11 protein-coding genes are annotated in these 15,819 nt (G+C 60.1%); 4 read left to right on the top strand and 7 right to left on the bottom strand.

The features are described from left to right. Nucleotides 1–228 precede the first annotated feature (228 nt). The gene (gene pssA, locus IE061_RS14065; RefSeq protein WP_039182438.1) at nt 229–1,113 is read right to left on the bottom strand and encodes a CDP-diacylglycerol--serine O-phosphatidyltransferase; all 885 of its coding nucleotides are present in this window, start codon (nt 1,111–1,113) and stop codon (nt 229–231) included. A gap of 151 nt (nt 1,114–1,264) precedes the next feature. After that, complete coding sequence (gene ilvC / locus IE061_RS14060; protein WP_016916053.1) at nt 1,265–2,281, bottom strand: ketol-acid reductoisomerase; 1,017 nt, start codon at nt 2,279–2,281, stop codon at nt 1,265–1,267. Between the two features lie 193 nt (nt 2,282–2,474). Between ilvC and ilvY the strand changes: the two genes are divergently transcribed. Next, on the top strand, nt 2,475–3,362 hold the full coding sequence (gene ilvY, locus IE061_RS14055) for an HTH-type transcriptional activator IlvY (RefSeq protein ID WP_193461875.1): 888 nt from the start codon (nt 2,475–2,477) through the stop codon (nt 3,360–3,362). A 77-nt stretch (nt 3,363–3,439) separates the two neighbouring features. Here ilvY and ilvN read toward each other — a convergent pair whose 3' ends face one another. The 5 genes from ilvN to rluD form a co-directional block, all read right to left on the bottom strand. After that, nucleotides 3,440–3,931: an acetolactate synthase small subunit gene (gene ilvN / locus IE061_RS14050; RefSeq protein ID WP_016916051.1), complete on the bottom strand. Its 492-nt coding sequence runs from the start codon at nt 3,929–3,931 to the stop codon at nt 3,440–3,442. Next, nucleotides 3,931–5,655: an acetolactate synthase 3 large subunit gene (locus IE061_RS14045; protein WP_039182430.1), complete on the bottom strand. Its 1,725-nt coding sequence runs from the start codon at nt 5,653–5,655 to the stop codon at nt 3,931–3,933. Before IE061_RS14045 ends, ilvN begins: the two co-directional genes overlap by 1 nt. Before the next feature lie 498 nt (nt 5,656–6,153). After that, the gene (clpB, locus tag IE061_RS14040; RefSeq protein WP_193461874.1) at nt 6,154–8,748 is read right to left on the bottom strand and encodes an ATP-dependent chaperone ClpB; all 2,595 of its coding nucleotides are present in this window, start codon (nt 8,746–8,748) and stop codon (nt 6,154–6,156) included. A gap of 157 nt (nt 8,749–8,905) precedes the next feature. Next, nucleotides 8,906–9,661, bottom strand: a complete 756-nt coding sequence (gene pgeF / locus IE061_RS14035) for a peptidoglycan editing factor PgeF (RefSeq protein ID WP_193461873.1) — start codon at nt 9,659–9,661, stop codon at nt 8,906–8,908. Beyond that, nucleotides 9,658–10,617, bottom strand: a complete 960-nt coding sequence (gene rluD, locus IE061_RS14030) for a 23S rRNA pseudouridine(1911/1915/1917) synthase RluD (RefSeq protein WP_039182424.1) — start codon at nt 10,615–10,617, stop codon at nt 9,658–9,660. Before rluD ends, pgeF begins: the two co-directional genes overlap by 4 nt. A gap of 197 nt (nt 10,618–10,814) precedes the next feature. Here rluD and IE061_RS14025 point away from each other — a divergent pair, with 197 nt between their 5' ends. From IE061_RS14025 to IE061_RS14015, 3 genes are all read left to right on the top strand, one after another. After that, nucleotides 10,815–11,630: an outer membrane protein assembly factor BamD gene (locus IE061_RS14025; RefSeq protein ID WP_039182422.1), complete on the top strand. Its 816-nt coding sequence runs from the start codon at nt 10,815–10,817 to the stop codon at nt 11,628–11,630. A gap of 235 nt (nt 11,631–11,865) precedes the next feature. Next, complete coding sequence (locus IE061_RS14020) at nt 11,866–13,572, top strand: methyl-accepting chemotaxis protein (protein WP_193461872.1); 1,707 nt, start codon at nt 11,866–11,868, stop codon at nt 13,570–13,572. A gap of 83 nt (nt 13,573–13,655) precedes the next feature. Continuing rightward, entirely contained in the window at nt 13,656–15,812 is a 2,157-nt protein-coding gene (locus tag IE061_RS14015) for a putative bifunctional diguanylate cyclase/phosphodiesterase (protein ID WP_193461871.1), read from the top strand. The last annotated feature ends 7 nt before the right edge of the window (nt 15,813–15,819 follow it).

Raw genomic sequence — 15,819 nt, 5'->3', positions numbered from 1 at the left:
CCTCAGCGAGGAAGGCGTATTCTACGCATTCCGTGGTGTTTGTCAAGGGCTGTTTTCAGCGAGTGAAGCGAGCGATCAATCCAGCCAACAGATGACGCTAACTTCTTGACAAACCGAAGGTTTTTCAACCTTCTTCACCGCTGGCAACGCTTGGCGTCCCCGGCAGCGGATGCGTACTTTACGGATTCGCTGCCGGGTTGGCAAGGGCTTTTGTAAAATAATTTCAGCTCAGTGTTTGGGCTTGGCCTTGCGCATGACGGCCAGCACCGGCCCCGAGCAGACGTAGGCACCAAACAGCAACAGCAACATGACCGAGGGCTGTACCGAGATCATCACGAATCCAAGCACCACCGCCAGCAGTACCACGAAGGGCACGGGCTTCTTGAAGTCCAGGTCCTTGAAGCTGTAGTAGCGGATATTGCTCACCATGAGAATACCCGCCGCGCCCACCACCAGCAGCATCAGCAGCTTGAAGCCGAAGGCATCGGCGTCGAAGCTGTGGAATGTCCACACGCTGGCGGCGACCAGCGCAGCAGCCGAAGGGCTGGGCAAGCCGATGAACCACTTTTTGTCGACGCTGCCGATCTGTACGTTGAAGCGGGCCAGGCGCAGGGCAGCACACGCCACATAGAGAAAGGCCACCACCCAGCCGGTCTTGCCGATATCTTGCAGTATCCAGGTAAAGGCGACCAGGGCAGGCGCCATGCCGAACGAGATCATGTCCGACAGGCTGTCGTACTCGGCCCCGAAAGCGCTTTGCGTATTGGTCATGCGCGCCACGCGACCATCCAGGCCATCCAGCACCATGGCGATGAAGATGGCCACCGCTGCCGACGTGAACTCGCCATTGATACCAGCCACCACGGCAAAGAAACCAGAAAACAGTGCCGACGTGGTAAACAGGTTGGGCAGCAGGTAGATGCCCTTGCGGCGAATCTTCTTGCCGTTTTCGACGGCCTCCTCCACGACTTCGGTTTCACGAAGAAAAGCAGCGGCAAGATCCTCGTTCCGCACGATGTCCTCTTCCTTCGACGAAGGAGTAGCCGCGCTGTCCGCGCCTGCAGCGGACGAAGGGAGCGATTCCTGCTCTGGGTCGCGAGCATCCTGAGTCATAAGTGTCATCCATTTAGAGTGAAGTCACATTCACAAGTGAACCCTTCTCATTCTACACGGTGAACCCTTGCCGACCAGTCCTGACAGCCGGAATGCAAAACGCCCCGAAGCACGCAGAGGCGCTTCGGGGCGTTTTCATGACGGCGGTCGATCAGTTTTTGGACTTGTCGACCAGCTGGTTGGCAGCAATCCACGGCATCATGCCGCGCAGCTTGGCACCCACCTGCTCGATTTCGTGCTCGGCATTCAGGCGACGGCGTGCGGTCATGGACGGATAGTTGGTGTTGCCTTCCTGGATGAACATCTTGGCGTACTCGCCGGTCTGGATGCGCTTGAGTGCATTGCGCATTGCAGCGCGAGACTCGTCGTTGATCACCTCAGGGCCGGTCACGTACTCGCCATACTCCGCATTGTTGGAGATGGAGTAGTTCATGTTGGCAATGCCGCCTTCGTACATCAGGTCGACGATCAGCTTGAGTTCGTGCAGACACTCGAAGTAGGCCATTTCCGGTGCGTAACCTGCTTCGGTGAGGGTTTCGAAACCGGCTTTCACCAGCTCGACCGCACCACCACAAAGGACCGCCTGCTCGCCGAACAGGTCCGTTTCGGTTTCATCCTTGAAGGTCGTCTCGATGATACCGCTGCGGCCACCGCCAACGCCTGCAGCGTAAGAGAGCGCCAGCTCTTTGGCGTTGCCAGAGGCGTCCTGGTGGATCGCGATCAGGTCGGGAATACCGCCGCCCTTGACGAACTCGGAGCGCACGGTGTGGCCCGGTGCTTTCGGCGCGATCATGATCACGTCGAGGTCTTTACGCGGCTCGATCTGGTTGTAGTGGATGTTGAAACCGTGGGCAAACGCCAGGGTCGCGCCTTCTTTCAGATTCGGCTCGACTTCCTGCTCGTAGATGGCTTTCTGGTTTTCGTCCGGCGCCAGAATCATGACGACGTCAGCGGTCTTGCACGCTTCCGGTACGCTGGCGACTTTCAGGCCTGCTGCTTCTGCTTTCGCCGCAGACGAGGAGCCTTTGCGCAGCGCTACGGTGACATCGACACCCGACTCTTTCAGGTTGTTGGCGTGGGCATGGCCCTGAGAACCGTAGCCGACGATGGTGACTTTCTTGGCCTGGATGAGGGAAAGGTCGCAATCTTTATCGTAGTAAACGTGCATGACGAGACTCCAGAAATCGGTTGAATCAGATCGTTATCGTGTATGTGTCAGCGTTGATGGCCACCCGTGCCGTCTAGTGCAGCACTGGGATTCGGCGTTGAGGTCACTCTACGCCAGCAGCACCATTGCGTAAAACGCTATATTTGCAACATACTATTTCATAAAATGAAATCAAACTCAGGGCATCGACCCCATGGATTTTCGTCTTCTCAAGCACATGGCCACCTTGGCAGATACGCTGCATTTCGGGCGCGCCAGCGAGCTGTGCCATATCAGCCCTTCCACTTTGAGCCGCTCGATTCAGCAGGTGGAGAGCGAGCTGGGCACCCGCCTGTTCGAACGCGACAACCGGCATGTCACGCTGACCCCGCAAGGGGTCGCCTTCCTGCGCTACGCCAAGGAGACGCTGGAGCAGTGGGAAACCCAGAAGCGCACGCTGGCCACCAGCGCGACACAGCTCAGCGGGGAAATCAGCATCTACTGCTCGGTCACCGCCAGCTACAGCTTTTTGTATGAGCTGTTGAGCGATGTGCGGGTACGCCACCCCGGCATTGAGCTCAAGCTGCATACGGGTGACCCGGCAGACGCCATGAACCGCGTACTGGAAGGGGCCGATGACATGGCCATTACGCCCAGGCCTCGCATTCCTCCCAGCGCCCTGGCGTTCAAGTCGCTCACCCGCTCGCCGCTGTTGTTCATCGCCCCGACGGAAACCCATGCCTGGTTGCCTAGCCATCCGGAAAGCTCGACCGCCGAACAGTGGCGGCATGTGCCCATGATTCTGTCGGAGGCGGGCCTGTCGCGGGAGTACGCCAACACCTGGTTCAAGGCCATGGGCATCGCGCCCCGCATCTATGCCCAGGTGGCGGGACATGAGGCCATCGTCAGCATGGTGGGGCTAGGGTTTGGGGTCGGTGTGGTGCCGCGTATCGTGCTGGACAACAGCCCGCTGGCAGAGCGTGTGCAGGTACTCAACGTCAAGCCCGAGCTGCCCCACTATGATGTCGGCCTGTGCGTGCTGAACCGGCGGCTGCAGAATCCCATGATCGATGCTTTCTGGACCACGGTGGCACCTCGCTAGAGGCATCCGCCTGGCGCCACCCAAAAACAAAAAAACCGCCCGGCGAAGGGCGGTTTTGGGTGGGTACTAACGCGCGATCAGAGCGACAGCACCTTGTCACCGCGGGCAATGCCGGAGACGCCCGTACGCGCCACTTCCAGAATGCCCACCGGCGCCATGGCCTGCAGGAAGGCATCCAGCTTGGAGGCATCGCCGGTGATCTGAACGGTGTAGAGGCTCGGTGTCACGTCCACGACCTGGGCGCGGAAGATATCCACGGTACGCTTCACTTCATCACGGGCAGCGCCCAGCGCCTTGACCTTCACCAGCATCAACTCCCGCTCGATGTGGTTACCTTCGGTCAGGTCGACCAGCTTCACCACGTCGATCAGCTTGTTGAGGTGCTTGGTGATCTGCTCGATCACCCGGTCGTCACCGATGGTGGTGACCGTCAAGCGTGACAGCGACGGGTCTTCCGTCGGTGCTACGTTCAGCGTTTCGATGTTGAAGTTACGCTGAGAGAACAACCCGACTACACGTGACAGCGCACCCGGTTCGTTTTCCATCAGAATCGAGATGATATGACGCATCAGGTACGCTCCGTTTTGGACAGCAGCATGTCACGCATCGCGCCTAACGGCACTTGCATCGGGTAAACGTGCTCAAAGGGGTCGACCTTCACGTCCAGGAATACCAGCTCATGCTTGTTGGCAAAGGCACGCTCCAACGCTGGCTCCAGCTCGTCCAGGGTAGTGACCGTGATGGCGGTAAACCCGTAAGCTTCGATCAGCATATGGAAGTCGGGCAACGACTCCATGTAGGAGTGCGCATGGCGGGACTTGTAGTTCAAGTCCTGCCACTGGCGCACCATCCCCAGCGACGCGTTGTTCAGGTTGACGATCTTGACCCCCACCCCGTACTGCTTACAGGTGGAAAGCTCCTGCATCATCATCTGGAAGCTGCCTTCCCCCGTGACACATACCACGTCGTCTTCGGGGAAGTTCTGCTTGATGCCCATGGCGGCCGGAAAGCCGAAGCCCATGGTGCCCAGGCCACCGGAGGTAATCAGGCGGTTGGGCTTGTCGAACTTGTAGTACTGCGCGGCAAACATCTGGTGCTGGCCCACGTCGGTGGTGACGTACGCCTCGCCCCGAGTGACGCGGCACAGTGCCTCGATGACTTCCTGGGGCTTCAGCGCCTCGCCGGGCTTGGAGGGCTCATAGAGCTTGCCTTCCCGCTCGGCGCGCCAGCCGTCGATCTTCTGCCACCAGTCGGTCAACGCTTCGGGGTGGGCAATCTCGTGCCCCTGCACCAGGCTGATCATCTCGTTGATGACGCTGGCGGCTGGACCGACGATGGGCACGTCGGCACGCACGGTCTTGGAGACCGAGCTGGGATCGACATCCACATGGATGATCTTGGCCGTGGGGCAGAACTTCGACGTGTTGTTGGTCACGCGGTCGTCGAAACGTGCGCCGATGGCAATGATCAGGTCCGCGTGGTGCATGGCCATGTTGGACTCGTACGAGCCGTGCATGCCCAGCCAGCCCAGGCACTGGCGGTCGCTTTGCGGGTAAGCGCCAATGCCCATCAGCGTGGTGGTGATCGGGAAACCAAGCTGCTTCACCAGATCGGTCAAGCCTTCGCTGGCCTTGCCGGTAACCACACCACCGCCGGTGTAGAACACGGGGCGCTTGGCCTTCAGCATCATCTCGACGGCTTTCTTGATTTGCCCGGTATGCCCACGGGTCACCGGATTGTAGGAGCGCAGTTTGACCTTCTTCGGGTACACGTACTCGTAGCGCTCGGTGGGCGCGGTCATGTCCTTGGGAATATCGACGACCACGGGGCCGGGGCGGCCGGTAGAGGCCAGGTAGAAGGCCTTTTTCAGCACTTCCGGAATGTCAGAAGGGTGACGAATCGAGAAGCTGTGCTTCACGATGGGCCGGGTCACGCCGACGATATCGGTTTCCTGGAAGGCGTCGTCACCAATCAGGTGGCTCATGACCTGACCACACAGCACGACCATGGGAATGGAGTCCATGTAGGCAGTCGCGATACCCGTGACTGCGTTGGTCGCACCGGGGCCGGACGTCACCAGCACCACGCCGGGCTTGCCGGAGGCACGGGCATAGCCGTCAGCCGCGTGGGTGGCCGCTTGCTCGTGACGCACGAGGATGTGCTTCACTTTGTCCTGGCGGAACAGCGCATCGTAAATATGCAGCGCCGCACCACCGGGATAACCATAAATGTACTCTACGCCCTCATCTTGCAAGAAGCGGGCGATCATGTCTGCGCCGGAAAGCAGTTCCACTGTGTTTCTCCCCTGGAGGTCTCGAGTGCGATCCGCAGGACATCCTGCGGGGTCGAGTGCGGCGGTATGCCGCTGCCGGCCCATGCCGGCACCTGATGCCAAACCCTGGCAATATGGCCCGGTTAGGGCCTGCACTCTCATCGGGAGCACGCGTTGCTGGTCACCATGGCCTGTCTGGACGTGGCGAGCTTGACGCGTGCCTCCCTTACACGGCGGTTTGCCGTGTCGGGGCGTTGGCCAGGTCAGGCGGTTAGCCCGAGCCCGGAAGTCCTTCGGCGGGTAGAGGCGTGAGCCTACCCTTCGCGCGGTGATGAGGGATTGCCCGCTGGTTCCGCGCCCGCAAATCAGGAACACACAAGATTCCATTAGCGCCCTTGGCGTGTCAACCACCTATCCGAGCAAACGCAACAAAGGTCGCAGTCGCTGCAAAAAAATGCCCCGCCAGCGTCACTGACGGGGCATTCGCCCTATTTGATTGCGCAGCAAGCCCTTCCGGGATCAGCCAAAGATCAGCTTGCCTTCACCCGCGCTGATGCGAATGGTATCGCCCGGGGCGTACTTGCCAGCCAGCAGATCCTGCGCCAGCGGGTTTTCGATGCGGCTCTGGATGGCACGTTTCAGCGGCCGCGCGCCAAATACGGGGTCGAAGCCAACCACCGCCAACTGCGCCATGGCGTCGTCACTGATTTCCAGGCTCAGATCGTGCTCTGCCAGGCGAGCCTTCAGGCGCTCCAGTTGAATCCCGGCAATCGCTTGAATCTGCTCCTGGCCAAGGGCATGGAACACCACCACTTCATCGATACGGTTGATCAACTCAGGGCGGAAGTGATTGCCCACTACTTCCATGACTGCCTGCTTCATCAACTCGTAGTCGCTGCCGTCGTCACTGCTGGTATCGCCTCCCATGCGCTGGATGATGTCCGAGCCCAGGTTGGAGGTCATGACGATGACCGTATTGCGGAAGTCAACGGTACGCCCCTGACCATCGGTCAAGCGCCCATCTTCCAACACCTGGAGCAGGATGTTGAACACATCCGGGTGGGCTTTTTCCACCTCATCCAGCAGCAGCACCGAGTACGGCTTGCGGCGCACCGCTTCGGTCAGATAACCGCCCTCTTCATAGCCGACGTAGCCAGGCGGTGCGCCAATGAGACGGGCCACGGAGTGCTTCTCCATGAACTCGGACATATCGATGCGCACCATGGCCTCTTCGGTATCGAACAGGAAATTGGCCAGCGACTTGCACAGCTCGGTCTTGCCCACCCCGGTGGGGCCCAGAAACAGGAACGAGCCGTTGGGGCGGTTGGGGTCGGAGAGGCCCGCCCGGGAACGCCGCACCGCGTTGGCCACTGCTTCCACGGCTTCGTGCTGACCGATGACCCGCTCGTGCAGGGCATCTTCCATGCGCAGCAGCTTGTCACGCTCGCCTTCGAGCATTTTGGACACCGGGATGCCGGTCCAGCGGGACACGACTTCGGCAATCTCCTCCTCCGTCACGTTGGAGCGCAGCAGCTGATGGCTGGTGGTATCGGCTTCACCCTCGCCCACTTCGCTGATCTTTTTCTCCAGCGCGGGAATCTTGCCGTACTGCAGCTCCGACATACGCCCAAGATCCCCCTGGCGGCGCGCCTGTTCGAGGTCGATACGCGCCTGCTCCAGCTCGGCCTTGAACTGCGCTGCCCCCTGGATGCTGGCCTTTTCCGCCTTCCAGATCTCATCCAGGTCGGCGTACTCGCGCTCCAGCTCATGGATGTGCTGATTGAGGGCTTCCAGACGCTTTTTCGTGGCTTCGTCGGTCTCTTTCTTGAGCGCCTCCCGCTCCATCTTGAGCTGGATCAGGCGGCGGTCGAGACGGTCCATCTCCTCCGGCTTGGAGTCCAGCTCCATACGGATGCGCGATGCTGCCTCGTCGATCAGGTCGATGGCCTTGTCCGGCAGCTGGCGGTCGGTGATATAACGGGTCGAGAGCTTGGCCGCCGCGATGATGGCCGAGTCGGTGATATCGACACCGTGGTGAACTTCGTAACGCTCCTTCAGGCCGCGCAGAATGGCCACGGTATCCGCTTCCGAGGGCTCGTCCACCAGCACTTTCTGGAAGCGCCGCTCCAGGGCCGCGTCTTTTTCGATGTACTGACGGTACTCATCCAGCGTGGTGGCCCCGACACAGTGCAGCTCGCCTCGGGCCAACGCCGGTTTGAGCATATTGCCAGCGTCCATGGCACCTTCCGCCTTGCCTGCGCCCACCATGGTATGCAGCTCGTCGATGAAAAGGATCACCCGACCTTCTTCCTGGGAGAGCTCCTTGAGCACGGCTTTCAGCCGCTCTTCGAATTCCCCACGGAATTTCGCGCCCGCCAGCAACGCCCCCATATCCAGCGAGAGCACACGCTTTTCCTTCAGGCCTTCGGGCACTTCCCCATTGACGATACGCTGGGCCAGGCCTTCGACGATGGCGGTCTTGCCCACGCCCGGCTCACCGATCAGTACAGGGTTGTTCTTGGTGCGGCGCTGCAACACCTGGATAGTACGACGAATTTCGTCGTCACGACCGATCACCGGGTCGAGTTTGCCTTCCAGCGCTCGCTGGGTCAGATCGAGGGTATATTTGTTCAGCGCTTCACGCTGATCTTCGGCATTGGGGTCGTCAACGCGGGAGCCGCCACGCAGGCTGTCGATGGCCGCCTCGAGACTTTTGCGCGTCAGCCCGGCCTCTTTGAGCAGCTTGGTGATGGCACCGTTCATTTCCAGCGCCGCCAGCAGCACCAGCTCGGAGGCAATGAACTGATCGCCGCGCTTTTGCGCTTCGCGGTCGGTCAGGTTCATCAGTTTGACGAATTCCCGGGAAGGCTGGACCTCGCCGTCGAACTGGCTGACCTTGGGCAAGTCTTCCAGTTGGCGCTGCAAGCCGTCGCGCAGCCGGGAACTGCTGCCTTCGGCTTTTTCGATCAGCGCCTTGATGCCGGTATCGCGCGTGTCGAGCAGCGCCAGCAGCAAATGGGCAGGGTCGAGTTGATTGTGGCCACGCCCCACGGCGAGGGATTGAGCCTCGGCAATGGCGGCCTGCAACTTGGCAGTGAATTTATCGAATCGCATGGAGTACCTCCTGGGGGGTGCCGTGCGTTTCGACCCACGGCGCATCCCGATAACCTGTCGTTGAACGTGCTAAAGACGATTAGCTTGACAAGTAAAATGGCGGCAGTTATGGCCATTTCAAGAGGCGTGCGATATTAACCAGCCGTTGACCGACGGCTTACTTGATCCAGATCACGCTTGCCATGCGGCCGGTGTTGCCGTTATCCCGCCGATAAGAGTAAAAGCGCGACTCGCAGGCCGTACAGAAGTGACCACCGCTGATCTGATGGATGCCCAACGCCTCCAGGCGAAAGCGCGCCAGGCGGTACAGGTCGGCCATGTAATGGCCCAGGCGATAAGGGCTATGATCGAAGGCTTCTGCGGTGTCGGGCTGGATGGCCACGAAGGTGCCGTACACTTCCGGGCCCACCTCGAACTGGGCATTGGAGATCGCCGGGCCAAGCCACACCAGAATGTCTTCGGGGTCGCAGTTCATCGCTGCCACCGTGGCTTCCAGCACGCCACCGGCGAGCCCGCGCCATCCGGCGTGGGCCGCCGCCACCTGGGTGCCCTGCCGATTGCAGAACAGCACCGGCAGGCAGTCGGCGGTGAGTACCACACAGGCATAGTCGCTGCTGCTGGCCACCGAGGCATCGGCTTCTGGCACGCCTTCCTGATACTCCTGCTGCACCCGTGCCCCGTGGGTTTGATTGAGCCACAGCAGCGGACGGCTATCGCCGATTTCCTTGTGCAGCAGCCGACGACAAAGCGCCACGTGGTCGGCGTTGTCGCCCACGTGGGCCGCCGGGTTGAACGCCGCGAAGTCGTTCTGGCTGGGGCCTGTCTCGCGGGTGGTCACAAAGGCCTGCACGTTGGCAGGCGCCGCCCAATCAGGGCGCAGCAGCGTGGGGCGCAGGTCTATGGCATCGCTCATCGCATGGTCTCGCTATCTTCACGCAGATAATCCAGCAGCATCAGCAAATCGTCAGGCAGCTCCGCCTTGAAGGTCAGCGTTTCTCCACTGACGGGGTGGACGAAGCTCAACTGGCGCGCATGCAGCGCCTGACGGGGAAATTCACGCAGAATCTCCTTCAATGGCCCGGCTGCCCCCGGCGGTAGCTTGGCGCGACCGCTGTACAGCGGGTCGCCCACCAGCGGAAAACGCGCATGAGACATGTGCACGCGTATCTGGTGAGTACGCCCGGTTTCCAACTGGCAGCGCACGTGGGTGTGCGCGCGGAACCGCTCGACGACACGAAAATGCGTCACCGCAGGCTTGCCCGAGGCGGTCACGGCCTGGCGCTTGCGGTCCTTCGGGTGCCGACCAATGGGGGCATCGATCGTGCTGCCCGACACTGGCTTGCCGAGCACGACCGCATCGTACTGACGTGACACGGTCCGCGCCTGAAGCTGCTCCACCAGCGCCGTTTGCGCGGGCAGGGTCTTGGCCACCATCATCAGGCCAGTGGTGTCCTTGTCCAGCCGATGGACGATGCCCGCTCGGGGCACTTCTGCCAGCGAAGGGTGATGGAACAGCAGCGCATTGAGCAGCGTGCCGTCGGGATTGCCTGCAGCAGGATGTACCACCATCCCAGCAGGCTTGTTGACCACCATGACGTCGTCGTCTTCATAAACGATGTCCAGAGCGATGTCCTGGGGCGCAAAGCGAGTGTCTTCTTCGATGGTGGCGTGGAGCGCCAACACTTCGTGACCGTGCAGCTTGGCCTTGGGCTTGGCCTGGGCCCCATCGACCGTGAGTTCCCCCGCATTGATCCACGCTTTCAAGCGCTCGCGGGAATAATCGCTGAACAACTCCGCGGCGGCTTGGTCCAAGCGTGCGCCCGCCAGGGTGGCGGGGACGCGCTGCGTGGCTTCCACAATTCGAGACATGAATGACCTCTTTATGACACAAACACGCCCACTTCTGGATGACACGACACCGCTGAACCCTTACAGCAAAGTGTCGCCAAGCCTGCGTTTTGCGCTCAGGTGTTTTATAGTGGGCTGACTGCGACCTATTCTACCATTTCTACTTATGGCCATCGTCGCTTTTCGGTGATTGAGGCTTGTTTGCAACGAGGATGATGATGCGCGTTTTTTCCGCTGCCAACCGCTTTGGCGCCCTGGCCCTGAGTCTTGCCCTGTTAGCAGGCTGTGCCAGCAATGACACCACTCCGGAAGACGAAGACGAGTTTGCCGGTGTTCAAGAGCGCGAGCTGTATGAGCTGGCTCGTACGGCCCTCGACAGCAATCGCTATCCTATCGCCATCGAGCGCCTGGAAGCCCTGGACACCCGCTACCCGTTTGGCCCTCATGCCGAACAGGCCCAGCTCGAACTGATCTACGCCTACTACGAGAACAGTAACTGGGAAGAGGCCCGCGCGGCAGCCAGCCGGTTCATTCGCCTGCACCCTGACCACCCGCAAGTGGATTACGCCTACTACCTGCGCGGGCTGTCCGCTTGGCAAGCAGGGCGCTTCAGCCTGGAACGCCTGCGCCTGATCGATATTTCCAAGCGCGACCTGGGCGCCTCACGGGATGCCTATAACGACTTCCGCGAGCTGATTCAACGCTATCCGCAAAGCCAATACGCCCCGGATGCCCAGCAACGCATCGTCTACCTGCGTGAGCTGCTGGCTCGCCATGAGCTGCATGTCGCCGACTACTACCTGCGTCGTGGCGCCTTCCTCGCGGCCATTGAGCGCGGTCGCTGGGTCGTTGAAAACTATCCGGAATCCAACGCCACGCGGGATGCTCTGGCCACCATGGTAGAAGGTTACCAAGGCATGGGCATGCAAGATCGCGCCAGCGAAGTCCTGGCCGTGCTGCGTGAAAATGCGCCCGATCACGAGCAACTGCAAGGCAGCCGCTTCGTGCCCAAATACAACGGCGGCCGTAACTAACGTTGAAGCGGGGTGCTAGCCACCCCTTTTTAAAAGCTATACAATCGATGCACCTTATCTAACCACGCTTTGGCGTGGTTTTTTTGTTTTTGTCACAAAAGCTTAATTAACAGGCACTTGATTAGATTTTCAAAAACCAATATCGATACAATTATTGTACAAAATATTCACGCGGCGCTATTATTGCCCCGCCGAACATAATAAAGCGCCTGCACGGCGCCTGAGGAGCTTCCTTATGCCATCCCTGTATAAACGCCTAGCCGGCACGAAAATCAGCACCCGACTGACCGCCGGTTTCTCGACGATCCTGCTATTGCTGGTACTGCTGACAGCAGCCGGTATCTATCAGGTCAACCAGATCGACCGCAGCCTGAGCGAGATCAACGATATCAACGGAGCCAAGCAGCGATTCGCCGTGGACATGCGAGGCAGTGTGCATGATCGCGCGATCGTGTTGCGCGACGTGGTCATCACGGCAGGCAACGGCAACCTGGGCACATTGCAAGACGAGCTGACCCGTTTGCGTGGCCTCTACGACACTGCCATCAGCAAGATGCGTGACCTGAACCAGCAGTACCCCGCCACGTCACAAGAGCAGGCGCTGCTGAGCAGCATCAATGATCAGGCCACTGCCACCATGGCCCTGTCGGAGCAAGTGATCGATGCCAGGAACGCTGACCAGTTCGAGCAGGCGCAGGCGTTGATGCTCGAACAAGCGGGGCCGTCTTACCGCGAGTGGTTGAGCCGCATCAATCAATTCATCGACCTGCAAGAGCAGATCAACAATGTCACCACCGAGGATGCCCGCGCGACGGCTTCAGGTTTTCAATTGCAGATGCTGGGCCTGACCCTGTTTGCCCTGTTGATTGGCAGCATGATTGCGGTGTTCCTGTCACGCCAGCTGCTCAGAGAGCTGGGCGCCGAACCCTATGAAGTCAAGGCATTTGCAGAAGCGATTGGGCGCGGTGAGCTGGCGACCAAAGGCCGTGTGAAGAAGAATGATACACGCAGCATCATGGCTTCCCAGGTCGCCATGGCCAAGCAGCTCCAGGATATCGTGACGCAGGTGCGCGCATCGGCCGAGGCGGTCGCTTCCAACAGCGAGCAGATCGCGGAAGGCAATAATGACCTGGCGTCCCGCACCGAAGAGCAGGCCAGTGCACTGGCAGAAACGGCGTCTGCCATGGAGCAGCTCAACAGCACCGTGAGGCAGAACGCCGACAACTCTGAGCAAGCCAGTCATGAGGCTGCCAGCGCCTCGAAGACGGCGACCCAGGGCGGTGAAGCGGTGCACCATGTCGTGGCCATCATGAACGACCTGAACAAGAGCTCTCAGGAAATTGCCGGCATCATCTCCACCATCGACTCGATTGCTTTCCAGACCAACATCCTGGCCTTGAATGCGTCGGTGGAAGCCGCACGGGCCGGTGAACATGGCCGAGGCTTTGCCGTGGTTGCCGAAGAGGTGCGCAAACTCGCCCAGCGCAGCGCCGATGCTGCCCGGGAAATCAATGATTTGATCAGCAGCAACCTCGAACGCGTCAACCATGGTAACGAGCGTGCAGAAGAGGCCAGCAAGTCGACCGAAGACATCGTCCACGCCATTGAGCGGGTGACCAGCATCATGCAGGAAATCAGCCATGCCAGCGCTGAACAGAGTGCTGGCGTGCAGGAAGTCGGGCAAGCCGTGACCGAAATGGATCAGGTGACCCAACAGAACGCATCGCTGGTTCATGAGAGCGCCACGGCGGCCAACAACTTACGCCAAAACGCGCATCAGCTGCTCCACGCCATGGGGGCGTTCAAACTGCCTGCCACTGGCGCGACGCCTTCCCGCCAGCAACACTCTCCGGCTCAAGAACTGAAGCGCCCTGCCGCCACGGCACCGGCGTTACCCGCTTCGAAAACGACCTCGGCCGAGCCCGAGTGGGAAAGTTTCTAAATAAAACGCGCGCTTTGCCGTTAACTATTTAGACAGGCCGTGATGCACTGCATCACGGCCACTGCCTTCCCTTCGAGGTTATCATGAAACCTTCCCAAAGCCTGTTTATGGTGTTCTTGCTACCGGTACTGATGGTGGTGTTACCCGCCATGCTGCTGCTGGCGCTTGCCACCCAGGTGTTGAAAGAGCAGTCGCTGCAAAACCATCAGCTGCAGTCCAATGATTTGGACACGCTGGTGCAAATGGCCACCTTTGACCGCCAGTTGAGCGACCTGCATCAGCGGGTCACCGAAGTCCTCAGCCAGGCAACCGACACCAACCTGAGTGCCATGCAGCGTTATTCCGAGTATGGCATCATCAATCTGGAGCTTTCCCGGATTGGTCAGAGCATCGACCAGTTGGCGGCCTCACCCCTGATCTACGATCTCAGCCACGAGAGTGCGGACACTCTGCAGCGCGCCTTCTTCGATTACCGTCGTTTTGTGGACATGGCGAACGAAGCCGCCACCTTGAATCAGGGAGACGCTGGCTATTATCTACGTGAAGCCCAGCAGTACTTCACGACGTTCAACCTGTTTTCTCAGCAGATTTTCGAAGCCCTGACCCAGCGAGCCAGTGATCGACATCGCGAGTCGTACCAGGCACTGACCCACGAGCGCAACTCCATTCTCTGGACCGGCATTGGGCTGTTCTCGCTACTGCTGGGCGCGGCGATGATCGCGGCATGGCGGATCAATCAACGCTTGGTCATCGTGGGCGATGCCATTCTCGCCCTTTCCAAGCGCTCGGATCAGTTACCGGACATGCAGGCAGTGGAGCGGCTCAGCCAGCAGCATAGCGGAACCCTGCAGCGCATCGCCGCTTCGCTATTGAGCTTGCGTGACTCCGAGCACCAGCGGCGTCATGCCGAGCAGCAAGTGCATCAACTGGCCTACTACGATTCGCTTACCGAGCTGCCCAACTGGCGCTTGATGCGTGAACACCTTCAGCACTCGCTCGAAACCAATGCGCACACGGGCACCTACGGCAGCCTGATCTATGTGGACGTGGACGAGTTCAAGCGCATCAACGATGGCATTGGCCACCGCGCCGGGGATGAGTTGATCAAGCAGATGGCCAAGCGGCTGGAAACGCTGCAGCCCCAAGGCTGCACGATTGGCCGACTCAGCGGAGACGAATTTGCCATCATCGTGGACGGCCTGGATGAAGACCAGCTGAAAGCGGCCGAAAAAGCCGAGTTCTTTGCCCAGCAGGTGAGTCACACTCTGACCCAGCCTTACTGCCTGGAAGGCCGTCAGCAGTTCCTCAACGTCAGCCAGGGCCTGGTATTGTTCAAAGGGCTGGAAGAGAGCATCGACAGCCTGTTCCAGTATGCAAACTCAGCGGTACACCTGGCCAAGCGCGGCGGACAGAACGGCCTGCGTTTTTATGACCCTGAAGTACAAGCCCAGCTGGAAAGCCGCACGGAGCTGGAGCGCGACCTGCGCCTGGCCATCGAGCAGGAAGAGTTCGTGCTGGTGTATCAGATGCAGGTAGATAACCAAGGGCGGGCGATTGGTGCCGAAGCGCTGATTCGCTGGCAGCACCCGGAACGAGGGTTTGTCTCCCCCGGCATGTTCATCCCCCTGGCGGAGGAAACCGGGCTGATCGTGCCGATTGGCAGCTGGGTACTGCACGCAGCCTGTGAGCAGTTGGCGGCCTGGCAGGCCACGGAGCACACCCGGCATCTGGTGCTGGCGGTGAACGTCAGTGCCAAGCAGTTCCAGCAACCCGGTTTCGTGGAGGAAGTCGCCACCGCGCTGGAGCTCAGCGGCGCCCCTGCCCATCGGTTGAAGCTGGAACTGACCGAAAGCACGGTGATCGGCAAAGTGGATGACACCATCGAGCGCATGCACCAGCTCAAGGCGCTGGGCATCAGCTTTGCCATGGATGACTTCGGCACCGGATACTCCTCGCTGCAGTACTTGAAGCGCCTGCCGCTGGACCAGATCAAGATCGACCAGTCGTTCGTGCGCGATGTTCATCAGGACGCCGACGACATGGCCATCGTCGAAACCATCATTGCCATGGGGCGTTCACTGGGGCTTGATGTGATTGCAGAAGGTGTGGAAACCATCGAGCACTGGCGCTATCTCAACGCGCACCAGTGCCATGCCTATCAGGGTTACTACTTCTGCAAGCCGGTGGCACCGGAGGAGATGGCCAAGCATTGCCTGGCACCTCCTCCCGTACTGGCCTAGGGCTGGT

It is taken from the genome of Vreelandella hamiltonii, from assembly GCF_014651795.1.
Lineage (GTDB): Bacteria > Pseudomonadota > Gammaproteobacteria > Pseudomonadales > Halomonadaceae > Vreelandella > Vreelandella hamiltonii.
The sequence above is the reverse complement of the archived record's forward strand: the minus strand, read 5'-3'. Positions and strand labels throughout refer to the sequence as shown.